We start from the raw sequence: 17,883 nt of genomic DNA, 5'->3' as shown, positions 1-17,883 counted from the left end.
ACGAGGAAACGCATCATGGGCATCGTCAGTTGGCTCGTACTGGGCCTGATCGCGGGCATCATCGCCAAGGTCCTGCTGCCGGGCCGCGACCCGGGCGGGATCGTCGGTACGACCCTGATCGGGATCGCCGGCTCCTTCATCGGCGGCTGGCTCTCGACCCGCATCCTGGACCGCCCGATACCGAAGGACTTCTACGACCCGTCGATGTGGGTCGCCGCGATCGCCGGAGCCCTGGTGCTGCTGATCGCCTACCGCCTGCTGTTCGGCAACTCCCGCGACCGCCGCTGAGCCGCCGGGGTAGCCGCGGTAGCCGCGGTGATTCCGTTGCCGTGGCCCCACGAGCGTGCCGCCCGCCGGCATCCGCGCAACGCCGGCTGACCGGACCGGGCCGGCCATCCGGTCGCGGGTAATGGAACCGTAAAAGCGAGCCGATCGTTACTGCTGGCATGACCGCTATGACTCCTGGCTCCAACCTCCCGCTCACCTCCGCGCGGGTGGCGGTGGATGTCACCGCCCCTGTGCGGCTGGATGTGTCGGGCCTGCTGCTCACCGCCGAAGGCAAGGTGCGCTCCGACGACGACTTCGTGTTCTACAACCAGCCCAACGGCCCCGGTGTGACGCATTCCGCGGCGGCCGGCGGCGGCGACACCATCACGGTGGACACCACCGCGGTGCCCGACGGCATCGAGAAGGTCGTCGTCACGGCGAGCCTGGACGCCGCCGGTGCGACGTTCGCCGGCACCGAGCCGACGGGCACGGTCCGCGACGCCGACAACGGCGGCGTCATCGCGACGTTCACCCCGCCACAGCTCGGCCCGGAGACGGCGCTGGTCCTCGTGGAGATCTACCGCCGCAACGGCGTGTGGAAGGTCCGCGCGGTCGGCCAGGGCTACGCCAACGGCCTCGCCGGCATCGCCACCGACTTCGGTGTCAGCGTCGAGGAACCGGCCGCCCCCCAGACACCCCCGACCCCCGCGGCCCCCCAGGCGGCCCAGGCACCGCCGCCCCCTGCCCCCGCCGGCCAGTGGGGCCCGCCCAGCGGCGCCCCCGCCCCCGTCGCCCCGCCGCCGCCCGCCGCTCCCGCCCCCGGCACGGGCAAGATCAACCTCGACAAGGGCCGCGTCAGCCTCCAGAAGAACCAGACCGTCTCGCTGGTCAAGGGCGGCCGCCCGATGCTCAGCTCCGTCAAGATGGGCCTCGGCTGGGAGCCCGCGTTCCGCGGCAAGAGCATCGACCTGGACGCCTCCGTCATCGCCTACGGCCCGGACCGCAAGAAGGTCGACAACTGCTTCTTCGGCAAGCTGCAGATCCTCAACGGCGCGATCCAGCACTCGGGCGACAACCTCACCGGCGACGGCTCGGGTGACGACGAGGTCATCACCGTCCACCTCTCGGGCATTCCGCCGCAGGTCACCGGCCTGGTCTTCACCGTGAACTCCTTCTCCGGCCAGAAGTTCTCGGACGTCGCCAAGGCGTACTGCCGGCTGTCCGACGCCCAGACCGGCGAGGAACTGGTCCGCTTCGACCTCACCGGCGCCGAGCCGCGCACGGGCGTGATGATGGCGAAGCTCATCCGCCAGTTCTCCGGCGAGTGGGAAATGACGGCCATGGGCGAATTCGTCGACTCCCGCACCGTCCGCGGCATGGTCAAACCAGCGGCCCAGGCGCTCTGACCCGCCTCCCCCGCAGGCCGTGTCCGGGCCCGTCCGCCGCCCGCCCCCGCCGGGCGGCGGACGGGACGCGGGCCGGATCCGCTCGGCGTGCCGCGCCAGGCCGCGGTGTTCCGCGGCGCCGCCGCCTCCGAGGGTCTTCGCTGGTGCGCGAACGGTCCAGGACCGAGAATTGGGTGGTCAGGATCGTCGAGCTCACCCCTGCTTCACCGTCCGCGCGCGCTCAGGATCCCGTCCAGCCGCCCGCCAGACGCCCGAGGAGCGTGTGATGACGCAGCAGCCGCCCACGGCCGGTGGCGCCGCCCGGCCGGATCAGCCGACCGGGGGCGCCGGCCGGTCCGGTCACCCGTCCGGCGCAGCGGTCCCGGACCTTCCCGACCGCGTCGCGACGGTCTACGGCGAGGAGGACCTCAGCACCGTCCCCGCCTTCGCCGGCGGCTTCATCAACTTCGGCTACTGGACGCGGACGCCCGAGATCGTGGACGGCCCGCTGACCGAGGCCGACCGGATCCGCAGCGAGGAGGACCTCTACCGCCTGGTCCTGCGCGCCTTCGACCGGCCGCGCGGCCGTACCGCGCTGGAGGTGGGCTGCGGGCGGGGCCTGGGCTGCGCGCTGGCCCTGCGGGAGTTCGGCCTGGGCACGGTGATCGGCCTGGACGCGCACCCCGACCAGATCGCCCGCGCCCGGCAGGCCAACGCGGCCCTGCTGGTCGGCCCACCGGACACCGCCGCCCCCGGCCCCACCACCGACGGCACCGCCCCCGGCCGCCTGGAATTCGTGCTCGGCGCCGCCCAACGGCTCCCCCTGCCGGACGCCTCCGTGGACTGCGTCTACTCCGTCGAGGCCGCGCAGCACTTCCGCGACCTGCCCGATTTCGCCCGGGAGACGGCGCGGGTGCTGCGCCCCACGGGCCGGCTGGTGCTGACGACCTTCTTCGCCCGCGACCAGGAGGCGGCCCGGGCCCTGCCCGCCCTGCTCCCCCCGTATGCCGACGGCCTGGACATCCCGCACGTGGTCGGCGAGGTGGCCGCCACGCTGACCGGGGCGGGTCTGCGGGACGTCGGCGTGCGGTCGATCGGCGAGCGGGTCTGGCGGCCCTACGACCGCTACATGGCGCAGCGGCCGGAGCTTCGCGACGAGTGGCCGCGCCGCTATCTGACGGCGTACGAGTCCGGCCTGCTGGACTACTACGTCCTGACCGCCGAAGCCGGCTGAGCCAACGGACCGGCCCGGGCGGGCACAGCCCCGGCCCGGGCGGGCACAGCGACCGCCCGCGGCGCCCGCCACCGCGCCCCGCGAGGGCACCCGCCGCTAGCGCCGCCGCCGCTCCCGCTTCCACGGCCCGGTGATGGCCAGCATGAGCCCGGGGTCCTGGATGTTGGCGAACAGCGTCCGGCCGTCGGGCGAGAAGACCGGCCCGGTGAACTCGCTGAACTCCGGCTCAGCCGCGGTGCCGATGTTGAGTTCGTTGCGGGCGAGGGGATAGGTGCGGCCGTCGTCGGTGGCCCCGAACAGATGCTGGACACCCTCGCCGTCCTCGGCGATGACCAGCCCGCCGTAGGGCGAGACGGTGATGTTGTCGGGCCCGTCGAGCGCGCCCTCCGCCTCGGGGGCGGGGTTGACGCCGAGCAGCACCTTCAGGGTCAGGGTGCGCCGCCGCGGGTCGTAGAACCAGACCTGCCCGTCGTGCCGTACCGGGCTTTCCTCGCGCGCGTAGGAGGACACCAGGTACGCGCCGCCGTCCGCCCACCACATGCCCTCCAGCTTGCGGGCGCGGGTGATGTCGCCGTCGTCGAACTGCTCGCGTACGGGCACGGTGCGGGCGTCGCGGTCGGGGACCTCGACCCAGTCGACGCCGTAGACCGTGCCGGTCTTCGTGGCGCGCGAGAGGTCGTCCACGAACCGGCCGCCGGAGTCGAAGCACCTGGGCGCCGCCAGGACACCGGCGTCGTCGGCGAGCGTCCGCAGTTGGCCGCGGCCGTGCGTGAAACCGTGCGGCGGGGTCCAGCGGTAGAAGAGGCCGTTGGGGCCGGAGGCGTCCTCGGTGAGGTAGAGGTGGCCGCGCCGGGGGTCGACGACGACCGCCTCGTGCGCGTAACGCCCCAGCGCCTTGAGGGGCTTGGGGTCGCGGCCGGCCCACCGGTCGGTGGGGTCGACCTCGAAGACGTAGCCGTGGTCCTTGGTCATGCCGTTCTGGCCGGCCTTGTCCTCGGTCTCCTCGCAGGTGAGCCAGGTGCCCCACGGGGTGTGGCCGCCGGCGCAGTTGGTGGAGGTGCCGGCGATGCCGACCCACTCGCCGACGGGCGTGCCGTCCCGGTCGACCTCCACGACGGTGCAGCCGCCGGACGCCGCCGGGTCGTAGACCAGGCCCTCGGCGAGCGGGACCGGGTGGGGCCACTTGGCGCGCGGGCCCTTCAGCTCGTGGTTGTTGACCAGGAGGGTGGTACCCCGGGGGCCCGCGAAGGTGCCGGTGCCGTCGTGGTGGGACGGTGTGGGCTCGCCGCTGTCGAGCCGGGTCACGCCGGCCCGGGTGAGGACCTTGTACGAGAACCCGGCGGGCAGCGCGAGGATGCCGTCCGGGTCGGGGACCAGCGGGCCGTAGCCGAGGCCGTGGCCGTCCGCGGTGGGATCCGAGGTGCCGGCCGCGGCGTCGTCGGCGGGCAGCCCCTGGCCGACGGCTCCGGGCGCGGTGGCCAGTACGCCGACGCTGCCCGCCAGCGCCACCCCCGCGCCGGTGAGGGCGGAACGCGCGGCGAAGTCTCTCCGGGTGAGCGGCATTTCGTCATCTCCTGGATGGCCGGTTTCTTCTCCCCTGTGCCTGCGCCGCACACGTTCCCGCGCGCCGGGGAACGCCGGTTGAACGCGGCGCGTCCTCCAGGAAGCGGTTACGCCTCGCGCGGCGGGGACGGCACCGGGGCCGGCCCGCCGGCTACCGACGCCCCCGGCCCGTCAGTCCGCCTTTCGCGAGCGCGCCTTGAAGGCGGCCTTGCGGGCCTCCTTGGCGGCCTTCTTGTCCGGGTGCAGCCGGCCCATGGCCTCCAGGACGTCGGCGGTGGCCGGGTGGTCGACCCGCCAGGCGGTGTCGAAGAACCCGCTGTGCTGCTCGGTCAGGCCCTGGACGAGTTCGCGCAGTTCGGCCGTCGCCGCCTCGTCCGCGCTGCCCAACTGGGCCGCGATGGTGTCCACGGTCAGCCAGAAGATCAGGTCCTGGGACGGCTCGGGGACGTCGGACGCGCCGCGCTCGGCGAGCCAGACCCGGGCCAGCCCGCCGAGCTGCCGGTCGTCGAGCACCTCGCGCAGCGCGGGCTCGGCGTCCGGGGACACCAGGGAGAGGGTCTGCTGGGCGGCGAGCCGGCGCAGCGGGGCGCGCTCGTCGTCGCCGCGGGCGGCCGCGAGGAGGTCGCGGGCGGCGTCCACGGGCGTACGGGCGGCGAGCCACTGCTCGGACTCGGCCTGGGCGAGCGCCTCGGGGTAGTCGGGCAGCGCGCCGAGGAGGACCTCGGCGCCCTTGCCGGTGAGGTCGCCGACGGCCGGGGCGTCCACGCCCGCGTCCAGCATCCGGGCACGTACGGCGTAGACGCCGAGGGGCGTGAGGCGGACCAGGCCGTAGCGGGAGACGTCCTCGTCCTGGAGCGGCTCGGCGGACTTGACCGCCTCGCCCTGCTCGTCCAGCTCTTCGATGAGCGCCTCGTCGACGGGCGTGTAGTCGACCAGTCCGATCGGCTCCAGTACCCGGAACTGGTCGTCCAGGCGCATCATCGCCGCCGAGACCTCTTCGAGGATGTCGTCGGTGGGTTCCTCCATGTCGTCCGGGACGATCATGGACGCGGCCAGGGCCGGCAGCGGAACGGCCTGCTCGGGGCCTTCGCTCAGGGCGGTCAGCAGATAGAGGTTGCCGAGGATGCCGTCCAGCAGCTCGGCCTCCTCCTCCGGATTCCAGTCGATGGCGTCCAGGTCCAGTTCGCCGCCCTCGGCGAGCTGGTCGGCGATGTCGGAGAGGTCCGGGGCGACGGCGTCGGCGAGCACGGTCTCCATACCGCCGAGCCAGATGTCGAGGATGTCCTGCGGGCTGCCGGCGGTGAGCATGGTCAGCTCCTCGCCGGGGGTGGCGATGCCGACGGCCGCGTCGTCGGCGGGGCCCGCGCCGTCCGGTCCGTCCGCTCCGCTCTCGTCGGTCTCCTCGATCTCCACCAGACCGGTGTCGACCGCGAGCTGCCACGCCTCGGCGGTGTACGCGGGCCCGTCCTCGTCGCCGGCCAGGCCGAGGAGCTCGGTGGCGTCGCCCAGCGCCTCCTGGAGGATCTCGCCGCCGACGCCGACGGGGACGCCCCGCTCGGCCCAGCGGGCGAGCTTCGCGGCCCTGGCCATCAGCGGCGCGCTCAGCGCGTCCCGGGCCAGCTCCGCTTCGGAGTGCAGCCGCACCGGCGGCAGGGTGGGGCGGTCTGCGGACATCTGGGGCTCAGCTCCTCGAACGGACTGCGGTTTCGTGCGACGACCAAGCGTAGACGGAATTCTCCGTATCTCGGGCGGTTCACCCACCCGCCCGGGGCCGGTCATCCGCCACACCTTGACAACTGCCGTGCCCACACAAGAGATTGACGCGCGTAGAGAGCACCGGGCCGTTCCACGCGCACGTTTCGCCCTACCCCCCACTTCTTCTCCCCTCGGAGGCCACATGTCGTCCCGTCGTTCGCTCCGCAGACCGGCCGTACTCGGCGCGGTCGCCTGCGCCGCCCTCGCCACCGGGCTGCTCACCGCCCCGCAGTCCGCCTCCGCCGCCGGCGCCCGGATCCACGACATCCAGGGCAGCACCCGAATATCCCCGCTGGCCGGGCAGCAGGTCAGCGATGTGGCGGGCGTCGTCACCGCCATCCGGTCGTTCGGCTCGGCGCGCGGCTTCTGGATGCAGGACCCGCACCCGGACAACGACCAGGCCACCAGCGAGGCGGTCTTCGTCTTCACCGGCAAGGAGACGCCCAAGGTCGCCGTCGGTGAGGCGGTCACGGTCGCCGGAACGGTCAGCGAGTACTACCCGGGCGGCAAGGACGCGGGCCTGCAGTCCGTCACCGAGATCACCCGCGCCACCTGGACCGTCGCCTCCTCCGGCGCCGCCCTGCCGGCCGCCTTCCGGCTCAACCCGGCGTCCGTACCGGCCCGTTACACCCCCGGCAAGGACGGCGGGAACATCGAGCCACTGCCGCTGCGCCCCCGCTCCTACGCCCTGGACCGCTACGAGTCCCTGGAGGGCATGCGGGTCTCGGTCGCGGGCGCCCCGGTCGTCGGCGCGACCAACACCCACCACGAACTGTGGGTCACCGCCGAGCCGGGCCACCAGCGCACGGCCCGCGGCGGCGCGCTCTACGGCTCCTACAAGGACCCCAACGCCGGCAGGGTGAAGGTCGCCTCCCTGATCCCCCTCGCCCAGCGGCCGTTCCCGGTGGCCGACGTCGGCGACGAACTGGCCGGCACCACGGCGGGCCCGCTGGACTACGACAGCTTCGGCGGCTACACCCTCCAGGCCACCGAGCTGGGCACGCTCACCGACCACGGGCCGGCGCCGGAGAGCACCCGCGCGCAGAAGCCCGACGAGCTGGCGGTGGCCACCTACAACGTCGAAAACCTCTCCCCGGCCACCCCGCAGGCCAAGTTCGACCGGCTCGCGGCCGCGCTGGTGCGCAATCTGGCCTCCCCCGACGTCGTCGCGCTGGAGGAGGTGCAGGACGACAACGGCCCCACCGACAACGGCGTCGTCACCGCGGGCGCCACCCTCAAGAAGCTCACCGACGCCATCAAGGCGGCCGGCGGACCGGCGTACGAGTGGCGGCAGATCGACCCGGTGAACGACCAGGACGGCGGGCAGCCCGGCGGCAACATCCGCGTCGCCTTCCTCTTCAACCCCGAGCGGGTGACCTTCGCCGACATCGCGGGCGGCGACGCCACCACGCCGGTGAAGGTGGTCGCCGACCACGGCAGGGCCGCGCTGTCGGCCTCGCCGGGGCGGATCGCGCCGGGCGATCCGGCGTGGAAGGCCAGCCGCAAGCCGCTGGTGGGCCAGTTCTCCCTCAACGGCCGCCCCGGCAGCCGGGTGTTCGTGGTCGCCAACCACTTCAACTCCAAGGGCGGCGACCAGGGTCTGGACAGCCGCTTCCAGCCGCCGGCCAGGACGTCGGAGACCCAGCGCACCGCGCAGGCCCGTCTGGTCAACGCCTTCGTCAAGGACCTGCTGGCCAAGGACCCCAAGGCCGACGTGGTGGTGGCCGGCGACCTCAACGACTACCAGTTCTCGCCCGCCCTGAAGGCCCTGACGGACGGCGGCGCCCTCACCGACCTCGTCGGCCGACTGCCGCGCGCCGAGCGCTACGGCTATGTCTACAACGGCAACTCCCAGGTGCTGGACCACATGCTCACCAGCCGCCACCTGGCCCGCGCCGACTACGACATCGTCCACATCAACGCCGAGTACGCGGACCAGGCCAGCGACCACGACCCGCAGGTGCTGCGCATCCGGCCGTGACCGGCGTCGGCCCGGCTCCGGGCCCCGTCACTCCCCTGGCCCACTTCCGGATCGCCAACTCCCCCTGGGAGTGCGGTACTGGGCAGGTAAGCACATCGGCCGACAAGGGAGTCAACATGGCCAAGGGGAAGAACCGTAAGTCAGGAAAGGACCGCGCCGCCGAGCGGCGCACCCACCGCGAGCGCAGGCCGCAGGTCCCCGAGGAGTCCGCCGCCGAGCGGACCCAGGACCTCAAGGCCCGTACGCGTGACGACCTGACTGACGAGTGAGGGCCCTGTGATACCCGAGCGGCCGCCGCGCCGGCCTGGCGCGGCGGCCGCTCCGTGTCTGCCTGCCCCGGCCGCCGGACCAGCGGGCCCGGCTCACCAGCCGGCGGGCGGACGCGCTCCGTACTGCTGCTGGTGCGGGTACTGCTGCTGCGGGTACTGCTGCGCCTGCGGTTCCTGTGGCGGCTGCGGCGCCCCCTCGTCCGGTGCCGGCACCAGGTCGCGTACGAGCAGCGTCGCGCCGGCCACCGCGCCCGGCATCAGCGCCACCGCGACGAACGGGATGAGGAAGAGCAGCACGACGGGGGTGCCGAAGCCGACGGCCAGTGCCTTGCGGCCGCGCAGCAGGCGCAGCCGCTCACGGACCGGGATGTCGCGGCGCTGCATCGCCACCGACGTCAGCTCGACGGCCAGGAAGAAGCCGGAGACGCAGAAGCCGATGACCGGGATCACGGTCTGCCCGATGAACGGCAGGAACCCGAGCACGAAGAGCAGGAGGCCGAAACCGGCGGCCCGCAGCAGCACATGGACGCTGTCGCGCAGCGCGATCCAGATCTCCCGCCACAGCGGCCGGTCCGGGCTCGGCGGGCAGTTCCCCTCGGACTCCTCGACCTTCTCCGAGAGTGCCTCGTAGAACGGGTCGCCGATCAGGAGGGTGACGGCGGTGAACGTCAGCACGGACAGCATCAGCGCGCCGGCGAACAGCAGGGCCACGAACAGCCCGCGCAGCAGGCCCTGCCAGGGCGCCGCCCAGCCGTCGGCGAACGGCGTCGCCCAGGCGGCGATGTCGCCGGACCACAGCGCCAGCACGGTGAGCACACCGGCGTACAGCACCATGGCGATCAGCGCGGGAATCAGCCCGAACCCCCACCACCGCCCGTGGCCGGCCACCCACCGCTGCCCCTTGCCCAGATACCGCATCCCCGCTACAAGATCATGCATGACCCCAGCTTATCGGCGACACCCCAACCGGATGACACGACCATGCCAGCCCCCACGCGGAACCGCGCACGCGCCTGAGCGCCCCGTCCGACCCGCATAAGGGCGGAGCGGGACGCTCAGCGGCAAGAGATGCGGGCCACGCGGGGCCGGCGCTCAGTTGTTCTCGAGCTGCTTCCGTGCCCGCATCATCGGCGGCGAGCTGCGGACGAGCAGCGAGAGCAAGGAAGTGGCGTTCGTCGACCCCGAGCGGCTGGACAGCCTGAACATCCACCCCTCGATGAGGATGCGGATCGATCACGGTCTTGCGAACCGGCCGGAACCTCACATCGGCTGATCACTGGCGAGGCGAGCCCGCGTCCGTTCCACGGCGGCCCCGAGGTATGGGCGTGCCTTGCTGATGGCGTTGTGCACCTCGCTCCCCGGTTCGTAGCGCTCCAGGATCTCGTCGATACGGCGATCGAAGTCGAAGGACTGCCCAGCGGGACCGGTCGTCATGTCGGCATAGATCAGCGCGTCCAGGACGGCAGAGTCCTCCCGCTCGTACACGGCCAGCCCCTCCGTGAGGCCACGCTGTTCGGCTTCGTACACGGCACCGGAGTGATGGGCGACCAGGCGCACGAGCCGTACCGGCGCCCCTCCAGGTGGCGAGCGCCATCGAGGGGATGGAAACCAGTCTGCTTCAACTCCGGGACGCAGCCGATGTCATGGAGCCACGCTGCAGCGACGAGCAGATCACGGTCTTCCTCGGACACGGCCGGCGATGCCTCGCGAGCCCGAGCCGCCACGGTCCGAGTGTGCAACCAGCGATTCCCGAGCGGAGGCAGAAGCGACTCGGCCAGTTCGGCCGCGCCTTAGGGCGTGTCCAGTCAAGAAGGCATAGATCGCACCGTAGCCGAAACGAGCAGGTCACCGACAGCCCACGAGCGACAGGCCAGGCGCATGGCGCGGTAAGACTTTCCCTACTCCATCAAGGCCCGCGCACGGCGCGGGCGCGCGCCGCCTCTGCGGCGCGGCCTGCCTCCTGTCTCCGCCCCGACTGGCCGCGCCCGGCGGCGCGCTCGGCGGCTGCGGGCACATCGTGGGGACAAACCCTCTGTAGCTGGGGCGGTCGGCTCCACGGCTTTAGACAGCCACCTTGGGGCGAGCCTCTAAGATCATGGCCCCAACGTCGTGCTTTACCGGGCAGGTCCACAGACTGCCCGACGCGCCTGAAGCTTACGGGTCCATGATCACTCGCCCCAAAGCAGCTCCAGCCCAAAGCCGCTCCACCGACCTACTTGCAAAACCAGCAGCGCCGGGGGCTCAGCCTGGGGTCCAGGCTGAGTTCAAATCCTCGGAGAGTCGACCTTTGAGGAACCGGATTCCTCGATCCAACTTTCAGCAGAGTCCATTCCGCTTTGCAACGCGCTAATTATTTCAGCCATCAGGCTCTCTTCGTCCGCCGGTAGGTCATCAGCGCCAACGTGAACGACGGCTACGCGCTTTTCTTTTTCCCCACGGGAAGGAATGCGTGCTTGCGCATAGAAGTCAATCCATACGTCCGTGGTAGTGTCAATATCGACCGGGAACGGCTCCAGCTTGAAGATAGCGACAACTTCAGCGAAACACTCGTCACGCACAGCGTAACGCCACACCCATTTCCCCTGGTCACCATCCCAGGATTTTAGGACGCGAGCGAGTTGCGGCTTGTCGCCAATGAAAGTCTCCGAAACGGCGTCCAGACATCTACTTGCTACAGCGAACGGCGTCTCCTTCATCCTTAACCCCTAGGCGTCGTCACCGCATGGCTCAATGGCTTCGTAGTGCAGATTATCGGGGCTTATGCGTTGCGAGCAGTATATCTCTATGCCACCTCCGTCCCATATCCCTTTAAGGCGCGCGGGAGTTCCCACTTCCGGGACGGAGAGCCGCGGGCCCCAGAAGCACGGTTCATTGATACTGGCGACATCTATGATGACGCAGAGATCGCAAGGCTTATTCAGCGCGAGTCGATACGGGGCGATGCATGATGAATATATTGACGGAGTCAGGTAGACGCCGTAATCCATGCCCCACGGGTCAGGCATTCCCAATCCGTAGGTCTCGATTAGCGGCCGGAACGCATTTTGCGTGTAATGCAAAAGGGGGCCGAATCGTTCGCTTATTTGCGGACCGGTCCAGTTCTCGGTCGTATTAGCGACGCGATAGAGCTCCGAAGAAGGTCCAGGTGCAATGGTGGAGTTCGACAGACGGAACTTGCCCACGGTCTCGGCGAGCGTATCGACGCGACACACCGTAGCCTCCTTCGGCGGCCGAATCCTGAGTTCAATCGTAGGCTTAGGTTCTGGCTTCCGCACTTCGGTGCTCAACGCATGGGCTACCACACGAGCGCCCTTCCACGGGCCGTCCTCGGGCCGTGGAAGGGCGCTCAATGGTGACTAACATCGACAGGTGCCGACAGCTCGACGGCAGGTCAGGGCGTTGATCGATAAGGCGGCCGTAGGTCACGGCCACCCGGGATCAGTTGTGGCTGTGCAGGATGTCGTTCAGGCCGCCCCAGACCGCCTTGTTCGGGCGGGCCTCGACGGCGCCCGTGGTGGAGTTGCGGCGGAAGAGGATGTTGTCGGCGCCGGAGAGTTCCAGGGCCTTGACGATCTGGCCGTCGGGCAGCGTGACGCGGGTGCCGGCGGTCACGTACAGGCCGGCCTCGACCACGCACTCGTCGCCGAGGGCGATGCCGATGCCGGACTCGGCGCCGAGCAGGCAGCGCTCGCCGATCGAGATGATCTGCTTGCCGCCGCCGGAGAGGGTGCCCATGGTGGAGGCGCCGCCGCCGATGTCGGTGCCGTCGCCGATCACGACGCCCGCACTGATCCGGCCCTCGACCATGGAGGTGCCCAGCGTGCCGGCGTTGAAGTTGACGAAGCCCTCGTGCATGACGGTGGTGCCGGCGGCGAGGTGGGCGCCCAGCCGCACCCGGTCGGCGTCCGCGATCCGCACGCCGGTGGGCGCGACGTAGTCGGTCATCCGCGGGAACTTGTCGATGCTGGTGACCTGGAGGTGCTGCCCGTCGGCGCGGGCGTTGAGGCGGACGGTCTCCACCTGGTCGACGGCCACGGGGCCGAGCGAGGTCCAGGCGACGTTCGCCAGCAGGCCGAAGATGCCTTCGAGGCTCTGGCCGTGCGGCTTGACCAGCCGGTGGCTGAGCAGGTGCAGGCGCAGGTACGCGTCGTGGGCGTCCAGCGGCTTGTCGTCCAGGGAGGCGATGACCGTGCGGACGGCCACGACCTCCACGTCACGGACCGGGTCGGGACCGATCGCCTTCAGCGCGGCGGCGCCCAGCAGTTCGGTGGCGCGCTCGTCGGTCAGCCGCTCGGTGCCGGCCGGACCGGGCGCGGCGGCCAGCGCGGGCGCCGGGAACCAGGTGTCGAGAACAGTGCCGTCGGAGGTGACGGTGGCGAGCCCGGCGGCGACGGCGCCGGTGGTACGGGAAGTAGCAGCATCGGTCATATCCGAAACCTAACCGGAGGGCGCCCGCCGAGGCGAACCGGTCTCAGCGATCAAAACGGCCGCTGGGACGAGTGGCGGTACGCCTCGCGGCACGGCCGCCCTCAGTCCACCAGCGTCCGCTTCGGCGTCAGTACGCAGAACTCGTTGCCCTCGGGGTCGGCCAGCACCACCCAGGAGACGTCGTCGCCCTGCCCGACGTCCACCCGCCGGGCGCCGAGGCCGGTGATCCGCTCGACCTCCGCCGCCTGGTCGTCCGGCGCCAGGTCCAGGTGCAGGCGGTTCTTGCCGGCCTTCTCCTCGGGGACGGGCAGGAAGACGATGCCGGGCAGGGCGTGCTCGGCGGAGCCGATGATGACTTCGTCGTCCGCCTCGAAGAGCACCCGCCAGTCCAGGACCCGCGCCCAGAACGTGGCGAGGGCCTTGATGTCATGGGCGTCGACGGCGATCTGGTACAGCGAAACGGCCATGTCCGCCAGTGTGCCTGGCGGGCATGGCCGTTTTCCGTGCGGGGCCGGGGCGTGTCACGGACACGCCCCGGGCCGCGCTCACGCGGTGCGGGTGATCAGACGTTGAAGCCCAGCGCGCGCAACTGCTCGCGGCCGTCGTCGGTGATCTTGTCCGGGCCCCACGGGGGCATCCAGACCCAGTTGATCTTCAGCTCGTTGACGATGCCGTCCGTGGCGGACTTCGCCTGGTCCTCGATCACGTCGGTCAGCGGGCAGGCCGCGGAGGTCAGCGTCATGTCGATGGTGGCGATGTTGGCGTCGTCGATGTGGATGCCGTAGATCAGCCCCAGGTTGACGACGTCGATGCCCAGCTCGGGGTCGACCACGTCGTAGAGGGCCTCGCGGACCTCCTCCTCGGTGGCCGGCTTGGTGGTCGCGATCGTGTTCTCGGGGGTGTCCGTCATGCGGTCTTCGCCTCCTCGGAGAGGGCCTTGGCCGTGGCGTCCTTCCAGGCCATCCAACTGAGCAGGGCGCATTTGACACGCGCCGGGTACTTCGAGACACCGGCGAACGCGACCGCGTCCTCCAGCACCTCCTCCATCGCGTCGTCCGGGACGACCTGGCCCTTGGACTGCATCAGCTCCAGGAACGTCTCCTGGATCTTCTGCGCGTCCCCGAGCTGCTTGCCGACCAGGAGGTCGTTGAGCACCGACGCACTGGCCTGGCTGATGGAGCAGCCCTGGCCCTCGTAGGACACATCCGCGATGGTCGCGCCGTCGAGCCGCACCCGCAGCGTGATCTCGTCACCGCAGGTGGGATTGACGTGGTGCACCTCGGCGTCGCCGTCCCGAAGACCGCGCCCGTGGGGGTGCTTGTAGTGGTCCAGGATGACGTCCTGGTACATGGAATCCAGCTTCACGGCTCAGTCAGTCCCTCATCCGAAGAAATTACGGACGTGCTCCAGCCCCTCGACCAGAGCGTCGACCTCGGCGGGCGTGGAGTACAGATAGAACGACGCTCGCGTGGTCGCGGGAATTCCGTACCGCAGGCAGACCGGCCGCGCGCAGTGATGGCCGACCCGCACCGCTATGCCCTGCTCGTCCAGCACCTGGCCGACGTCGTGCGGGTGGATGTCGCCCAGCGTGAAGGAGATCGCCGCGCCGCGGTCCTCGGCCGAGTTGGGGCCGATGATGCGCAGGTCGGGGACCTCCAGCAGCCGCTTGACGGCGTACTCGGTGATCACGTGCTCGTGCGCGGCGATGTTGTCCATGCCGATCGAGGAGAGGTAGTCCACGGCCGCGCCGAGGCCGACGGCCTGGGCGATCGGGGGCGTACCGGCCTCGAACTTGTGCGGCGCGGGCGCGTACGTCGAGGAGTGCATCGAGACGGTTTCGATCATCTCGCCGCCACCGAGGAACGGCGGGAGGTCCTCCAGCAGTTCCTGGCGGCCCCACAGCACGCCGATGCCCGTCGGGCCGCACATCTTGTGGCCGGTGAAGGCCACGAAGTCGGCCTGGAGCGCCTGTACGTCGAGCACCATGTGCGGGGCGGCCTGCGAGGCGTCGATGCAGACCAGCGCGCCGACTTCCTGGGCCCGCCGGATGAGCGTCTCGACCGGGTTGATCGTGCCCATGATGTTGGAGACCAGCGTGAAGGAGACGATCTTCGTCTTCTCGGTGATGATCTCGTCGATGTTGGACAGGTCCAGACGGCCGTCGTCGGTGATGCCGAACCACTTCAGCTTCGCGCCGGTGCGCTGCGAGAGCAACTGCCAGGGAACGATGTTGGAGTGGTGCTCCATCTCCGAGATGACGATCTCGGTCTCGTGGTCGACGCGGTAGGGCTCATCGGCCCAGCCGAGCATGTTGGCCACGAGGTTGAGCGACTCGGAGGCGTTCTTGGTGAAGATCACCTCGTTGCGGCTCGGCGCGTTGATGAAGGCGGCGACCTTGTCACGGGCGCCTTCGTACAGCGCCGTGGCCTCCTCCGCGAGCACGTGCACGCCGCGGTGGACGTTGGCGTTGTGCCGCTCGTAGTACTCGTTCAGCGCGTCGAGGACCTGGCGCGGCTTCTGGGAGGTCGCCGCGTTGTCCAGGTACACGACCTTCTTCCCGTCGTGGACCAGGCGGTCCAGGAGGGGGAAGTCCTTACGGATCGCCTCTGTGTCGAGGAGGCCCGGCATCTGTGTCACGCGGTCGCCCCACCCTTCGTGTAGGCCTCGTAGCCCTCGGCCTCCAGCTTGTCGGCGAGCTCGGCGCCGCCGGACTCGGCGATGCGGCCGTTCGCGAACACGTGGACGTGGTCGGGCTTGATGTAGCGCAGGATGCGCGTGTAGTGGGTGATCAGCAGGGTGCCGACCTCGCCGGTCTCGTGGACGCGGTTGACGCCCTCGGAGACGGTGCGCAGCGCGTCGACGTCGAGGCCGGAGTCGGTCTCGTCGAGGATCGCGATCTTCGGGCGGAGCAGCTCCAACTGGAGGATCTCGTGGCGCTTCTTCTCGCCGCCGGAGAAGCCCTCGTTGACGTTGCGCTCGGCGAAGGCGGGGTCCATCTGGAGACGCTCCATGGCCTCCTTGACCTCCTTCACCCACAGCCGCAGCTTGGGGGCCTCGCCGCGGATGGCCGTCGCCGAGGTCCGCAGGAAGTTGGAGACGGAGACGCCGGGCACCTCGACCGGGTACTGCATGGCGAGGAAGACGCCGGCCCGGGCGCGCTCGTCGACGGACATCTCCAGGACGTCCTCGCCGTCGAGGGTGACGGTGCCGCCGGTGATCGTGTACTTGGGGTGACCCGCGAGGGAGTAGGCGAGGGTGGACTTGCCGGAGCCGTTGGGGCCCATGATGGCGTGCGTCTCGCCCTGCTTCACGGTCAGGTCGACGCCCTTCAGGATCTCGCGCGGGCCGTTCTCGGCTTCGACGGAGACGTGCAGGTCGTGGATCTCAAGCGTTGCCATGGGGAACTCAGGACTCCTGGGTGACGGAGACGAGCACGGATGCGTCCGGGCCCTCTCCTTCGATCTTGACGGGGTATACGGGGACGGGGCGCGTCGCGGGAAGGCCGGACGGCTTGCCGGTACGCAGGTCGAAGCTGGAGCCGTGCAGCCAGCACTCGATCGAACAGTCGTCGACCTCGCCCTCGGAGAGGGAGACGTTCGCGTGCGAGCAGATGTCGTTGATCGCGAACACCTCGCCCTCGGTGCGGACGAGGGAGACCGGCGTGCCGTCGATCTCCACCCGCTTGGGGGTGTCCTCCGCCAGCTCGCCGAGCGCCGCTACGCGTACGTACGTCATACCGCGGACGCTTCCAGCTCGGCCTCGATCTTGCTCATCAGACGCTCTTCGACGTCCGGGAGCCCGATCTGCTGGACCAGCTCGGCGAAGAAGCCGCGAACGACCAGCCGGCGGGCCTCGTCGGCCGGGATGCCGCGGGCCATGAGGTAGAAGAGCTGCTCGTCGTCGAACCGGCCGGTCGCCGAGGCGTGGCCGGCGCCGACGATCTCGCCGGTCTCGATCTCCAGGTTGGGGACCGAGTCGACCCGCGCGCCGTCGGTGAGGACGAGGTTGCGGTTGAGCTCATAGGTGTCGGTTCCGGTGGCGGACGCCCGGATGAGGACGTCGCCGATCCAGACCGCGTGCGCGTCCTGGCCCTGGAGCGCGCCCTTGTAGACGACGTTGGAGCGGCAGTTGGCCGCTTCGTGGTCGACGAAGAGGCGGTGCTCCTGGTGCTGGCCCCGCTCGGTGAAGTACAGGCCGTAGAGCTCGGCCTCGCCGCCGGGCGCCGCGTAGGTGACGCGCGGGTGGAGGCGGACGACGTCCCCGCCGAAGGTGACGACCACGGACTTGAAGGTGGCGTCCCGGCCGACCAGGGCGTTGTGCTGCCCGACGTGGACCGCGTCGTCGTCCCAGTCCTGGACGGAGACGACGGTCAGCTTGGCGCCGTCACCGAGGAGGAAGTCGACGTTGGCGGCGAGGACGGCGTCACCGGTGTGGTCGATCACGACGACCGCCTCGGCGAACGCGCCCAGCTCGATCACCTGGTGGCCGAAGGCGGTGCCGCCCTCGCCGTGCACGGTGATCCGGATGGGCTCGGGGAGCACGGTCTCCTTGGGGACCGTGACGACCGAGGCCTTCTCGAAGGAGCTGTACGCCTGCGCGGCGACGCGGTCCACGGGCTTGCCGGCCTTGCCGACCCGGGGGTCGGCGCGGTCGACCAGCTCGTGGGTGACGCCCTCGGGAGCGCTGATGTCGATCTTCAGATCGGCGCCGCCCGCGACGGCGGTGCCGTCGTGGAGGCCCCGCAGGCGCGCGAGGGGCGTGAAGCGCCACTCCTCCTCGCGGCCGTGCGGCACCGGGAAGTCCGCCACGTCGAAGGACGGCGGGGCGCTCATCCTCGTGGCGACGGTGGACTCCGCGGCCACCGCGATGGAGCCGGTGGTCGTGGAACCGGCCGGTGGGGGTCCCCCCGCTCGCGCGGAGCCGAGAGTGGGGGAGTTCTGAGCCTCAGCCATGGCTGTCGTCGTGCTCTCTTTCTGCAATCAGGGAGTCAGTCGCTGCGTG

At 70.6% G+C, this 17,883-nt stretch carries 19 protein-coding genes and 1 pseudogene; 6 read left to right on the top strand and 14 right to left on the bottom strand.

The features are described 5' to 3' along the window. The first annotated feature begins 15 nt into the window (after nucleotides 1-15). The 3 genes from ACZ45Z_RS21505 to ACZ45Z_RS21495 all read left to right on the top strand — a co-directional run bounded on the left by ACZ45Z_RS21505 (nucleotide 16) and on the right by ACZ45Z_RS21495 (nucleotide 2,886). Nucleotides 16-288: a GlsB/YeaQ/YmgE family stress response membrane protein gene (locus ACZ45Z_RS21505; RefSeq protein WP_468364628.1), complete on the top strand. Its 273-nt coding sequence runs from the start codon at nucleotides 16-18 to the stop codon at nucleotides 286-288. Between the two features lie 167 nt (nucleotides 289-455). Beyond that, a complete protein-coding gene (locus ACZ45Z_RS21500) occupies nucleotides 456-1,673 on the top strand; it encodes a TerD family protein (protein ID WP_468364834.1) in 1,218 nt (405 codons plus the stop codon). Between the two features lie 265 nt (nucleotides 1,674-1,938). Further along, nucleotides 1,939-2,886: a class I SAM-dependent methyltransferase gene (locus ACZ45Z_RS21495; protein ID WP_468364625.1), complete on the top strand. Its 948-nt coding sequence runs from the start codon at nucleotides 1,939-1,941 to the stop codon at nucleotides 2,884-2,886. Nucleotides 2,887-2,982: 96 nt separating this feature from the next. Here the strand turns inward: ACZ45Z_RS21495 and ACZ45Z_RS21490 are convergent, their stop codons facing one another. Beyond that, nucleotides 2,983-4,449, bottom strand: a complete 1,467-nt coding sequence (locus tag ACZ45Z_RS21490) for an alkaline phosphatase PhoX (protein WP_468364622.1) — start codon at nucleotides 4,447-4,449, stop codon at nucleotides 2,983-2,985. A gap of 171 nt (nucleotides 4,450-4,620) precedes the next feature. Further along, a complete protein-coding gene (locus tag ACZ45Z_RS21485) occupies nucleotides 4,621-6,123 on the bottom strand; it encodes a hypothetical protein (RefSeq protein WP_468364618.1) in 1,503 nt (500 codons plus the stop codon). 223 nt (nucleotides 6,124-6,346) lie between these two features. Here ACZ45Z_RS21485 and ACZ45Z_RS21480 point away from each other — a divergent pair, with 223 nt between their 5' ends. After that, the gene (locus tag ACZ45Z_RS21480; protein WP_468364614.1) at nucleotides 6,347-8,185 is read left to right on the top strand and encodes an endonuclease/exonuclease/phosphatase family protein; all 1,839 of its coding nucleotides are present in this window, start codon (nucleotides 6,347-6,349) and stop codon (nucleotides 8,183-8,185) included. 116 nt (nucleotides 8,186-8,301) lie between these two features. Then, nucleotides 8,302-8,454, top strand: a complete 153-nt coding sequence (locus tag ACZ45Z_RS21475) for a hypothetical protein (RefSeq protein ID WP_468364611.1) — start codon at nucleotides 8,302-8,304, stop codon at nucleotides 8,452-8,454. 93 nt (nucleotides 8,455-8,547) lie between these two features. Here the strand turns inward: ACZ45Z_RS21475 and ACZ45Z_RS21470 are convergent, their stop codons facing one another. Beyond that, complete coding sequence (locus ACZ45Z_RS21470; RefSeq protein WP_468364608.1) at nucleotides 8,548-9,393, bottom strand: EI24 domain-containing protein; 846 nt, start codon at nucleotides 9,391-9,393, stop codon at nucleotides 8,548-8,550. Between the two features lie 142 nt (nucleotides 9,394-9,535). Here ACZ45Z_RS21470 and ACZ45Z_RS21465 point away from each other — a divergent pair. Further along, nucleotides 9,536-9,727: pseudogene (locus tag ACZ45Z_RS21465) on the top strand (NUDIX hydrolase); the annotation flags it as partial. Here ACZ45Z_RS21465 and ACZ45Z_RS21460 read toward each other — a convergent pair. The 11 genes from ACZ45Z_RS21460 to sufD all read right to left on the bottom strand — a co-directional run bounded on the left by ACZ45Z_RS21460 (nucleotide 9,715) and on the right by sufD (nucleotide 17,834). Then, nucleotides 9,715-10,011 carry a phosphohydrolase gene (locus tag ACZ45Z_RS21460; protein ID WP_468364605.1) on the bottom strand — a complete coding sequence of 99 codons (297 nt, stop codon included), beginning with the start codon at nucleotides 10,009-10,011 and terminating at the stop codon, nucleotides 9,715-9,717. The pseudogene ACZ45Z_RS21465 and the gene ACZ45Z_RS21460 overlap by 13 nt on opposite strands. Then, nucleotides 9,900-10,145 carry a hypothetical protein gene (locus ACZ45Z_RS21455; protein ID WP_468364602.1) on the bottom strand — a complete coding sequence of 82 codons (246 nt, stop codon included), beginning with the start codon at nucleotides 10,143-10,145 and terminating at the stop codon, nucleotides 9,900-9,902. The genes ACZ45Z_RS21460 and ACZ45Z_RS21455 overlap by 112 nt, the downstream gene beginning before the upstream one ends. A 573-nt stretch (nucleotides 10,146-10,718) precedes the next feature. Next, a complete protein-coding gene (locus ACZ45Z_RS21450) occupies nucleotides 10,719-11,150 on the bottom strand; it encodes a hypothetical protein (RefSeq protein WP_468364599.1) in 432 nt (143 codons plus the stop codon). Nucleotides 11,151-11,892: 742 nt separating this feature from the next. After that, nucleotides 11,893-12,882: a 2,3,4,5-tetrahydropyridine-2,6-dicarboxylate N-succinyltransferase gene (dapD, locus tag ACZ45Z_RS21445; RefSeq protein ID WP_468364596.1), complete on the bottom strand. Its 990-nt coding sequence runs from the start codon at nucleotides 12,880-12,882 to the stop codon at nucleotides 11,893-11,895. 101 nt (nucleotides 12,883-12,983) lie between these two features. Further along, nucleotides 12,984-13,349, bottom strand: a complete 366-nt coding sequence (locus tag ACZ45Z_RS21440) for a VOC family protein (RefSeq protein ID WP_468364594.1) — start codon at nucleotides 13,347-13,349, stop codon at nucleotides 12,984-12,986. Between the two features lie 95 nt (nucleotides 13,350-13,444). Further along, entirely contained in the window at nucleotides 13,445-13,792 is a 348-nt protein-coding gene (locus ACZ45Z_RS21435) for a metal-sulfur cluster assembly factor (protein ID WP_468364592.1), read from the bottom strand. Beyond that, nucleotides 13,789-14,247 (bottom strand): Fe-S cluster assembly sulfur transfer protein SufU, encoded by a 459-nt coding sequence (gene sufU, locus ACZ45Z_RS21430; protein WP_468364589.1) that lies wholly within the window; start codon nucleotides 14,245-14,247, stop codon nucleotides 13,789-13,791. Before sufU ends, ACZ45Z_RS21435 begins: the two co-directional genes overlap by 4 nt. Nucleotides 14,248-14,262: 15 nt before the next feature. Further along, on the bottom strand, nucleotides 14,263-15,519 hold the full coding sequence (locus tag ACZ45Z_RS21425) for a cysteine desulfurase (protein ID WP_468364586.1): 1,257 nt from the start codon (nucleotides 15,517-15,519) through the stop codon (nucleotides 14,263-14,265). Beyond that, nucleotides 15,516-16,280 (bottom strand): Fe-S cluster assembly ATPase SufC, encoded by a 765-nt coding sequence (gene sufC / locus ACZ45Z_RS21420; RefSeq protein ID WP_468364583.1) that lies wholly within the window; start codon nucleotides 16,278-16,280, stop codon nucleotides 15,516-15,518. The genes ACZ45Z_RS21425 and sufC overlap by 4 nt, the downstream gene beginning before the upstream one ends. Before the next feature lie 7 nt (nucleotides 16,281-16,287). Further along, nucleotides 16,288-16,617, bottom strand: coding sequence for a non-heme iron oxygenase ferredoxin subunit (locus ACZ45Z_RS21415; protein WP_468364581.1), 330 nt, complete (start codon nucleotides 16,615-16,617; stop codon nucleotides 16,288-16,290). After that, a complete protein-coding gene (gene sufD, locus ACZ45Z_RS21410) occupies nucleotides 16,614-17,834 on the bottom strand; it encodes a Fe-S cluster assembly protein SufD (protein ID WP_468364578.1) in 1,221 nt (406 codons plus the stop codon). The genes ACZ45Z_RS21415 and sufD overlap by 4 nt, the downstream gene beginning before the upstream one ends. Nucleotides 17,835-17,883 lie beyond the last annotated feature (49 nt).

Source organism: Streptomyces sp. NPDC031210 (genome assembly GCF_055570395.1).
Note: the sequence above shows the minus strand (reverse complement) of the source record. Positions and strands in the feature narration are given on the sequence as shown.

What these genes read in the sequence shown, in the direction of transcription:
- ACZ45Z_RS21505 (WP_468364628.1), top strand. Translation starts at nt 16, where the DNA reads ATGGGCATCGTCAGTTGGCTCGTACTGGGCCTGATCGCGGGCATCATC.
- ACZ45Z_RS21500 (WP_468364834.1), top strand. Translation starts at nt 456, where the DNA reads ATGACTCCTGGCTCCAACCTCCCGCTCACCTCCGCGCGGGTGGCGGTG.
- ACZ45Z_RS21495 (WP_468364625.1), top strand. Translation starts at nt 1,939, where the DNA reads ATGACGCAGCAGCCGCCCACGGCCGGTGGCGCCGCCCGGCCGGATCAG.
- ACZ45Z_RS21490 (WP_468364622.1), bottom strand. Translation starts at nt 4,449, where the DNA reads ATGCCGCTCACCCGGAGAGACTTCGCCGCGCGTTCCGCCCTCACCGGC.
- ACZ45Z_RS21485 (WP_468364618.1), bottom strand. Translation starts at nt 6,123, where the DNA reads ATGTCCGCAGACCGCCCCACCCTGCCGCCGGTGCGGCTGCACTCCGAA.
- ACZ45Z_RS21480 (WP_468364614.1), top strand. Translation starts at nt 6,347, where the DNA reads ATGTCGTCCCGTCGTTCGCTCCGCAGACCGGCCGTACTCGGCGCGGTC.
- ACZ45Z_RS21475 (WP_468364611.1), top strand. Translation starts at nt 8,302, where the DNA reads ATGGCCAAGGGGAAGAACCGTAAGTCAGGAAAGGACCGCGCCGCCGAG.
- ACZ45Z_RS21470 (WP_468364608.1), bottom strand. Translation starts at nt 9,393, where the DNA reads ATGCATGATCTTGTAGCGGGGATGCGGTATCTGGGCAAGGGGCAGCGG.
- ACZ45Z_RS21450 (WP_468364599.1), bottom strand. Translation starts at nt 11,150, where the DNA reads ATGAAGGAGACGCCGTTCGCTGTAGCAAGTAGATGTCTGGACGCCGTT.
- dapD (WP_468364596.1), bottom strand. Translation starts at nt 12,882, where the DNA reads ATGACCGATGCTGCTACTTCCCGTACCACCGGCGCCGTCGCCGCCGGG.
- ACZ45Z_RS21440 (WP_468364594.1), bottom strand. Translation starts at nt 13,349, where the DNA reads ATGGCCGTTTCGCTGTACCAGATCGCCGTCGACGCCCATGACATCAAG.
- ACZ45Z_RS21435 (WP_468364592.1), bottom strand. Translation starts at nt 13,792, where the DNA reads ATGACGGACACCCCCGAGAACACGATCGCGACCACCAAGCCGGCCACC.
- sufC (WP_468364583.1), bottom strand. Translation starts at nt 16,280, where the DNA reads ATGGCAACGCTTGAGATCCACGACCTGCACGTCTCCGTCGAAGCCGAG.
- ACZ45Z_RS21415 (WP_468364581.1), bottom strand. Translation starts at nt 16,617, where the DNA reads ATGACGTACGTACGCGTAGCGGCGCTCGGCGAGCTGGCGGAGGACACC.
- sufD (WP_468364578.1), bottom strand. Translation starts at nt 17,834, where the DNA reads ATGGCTGAGGCTCAGAACTCCCCCACTCTCGGCTCCGCGCGAGCGGGG.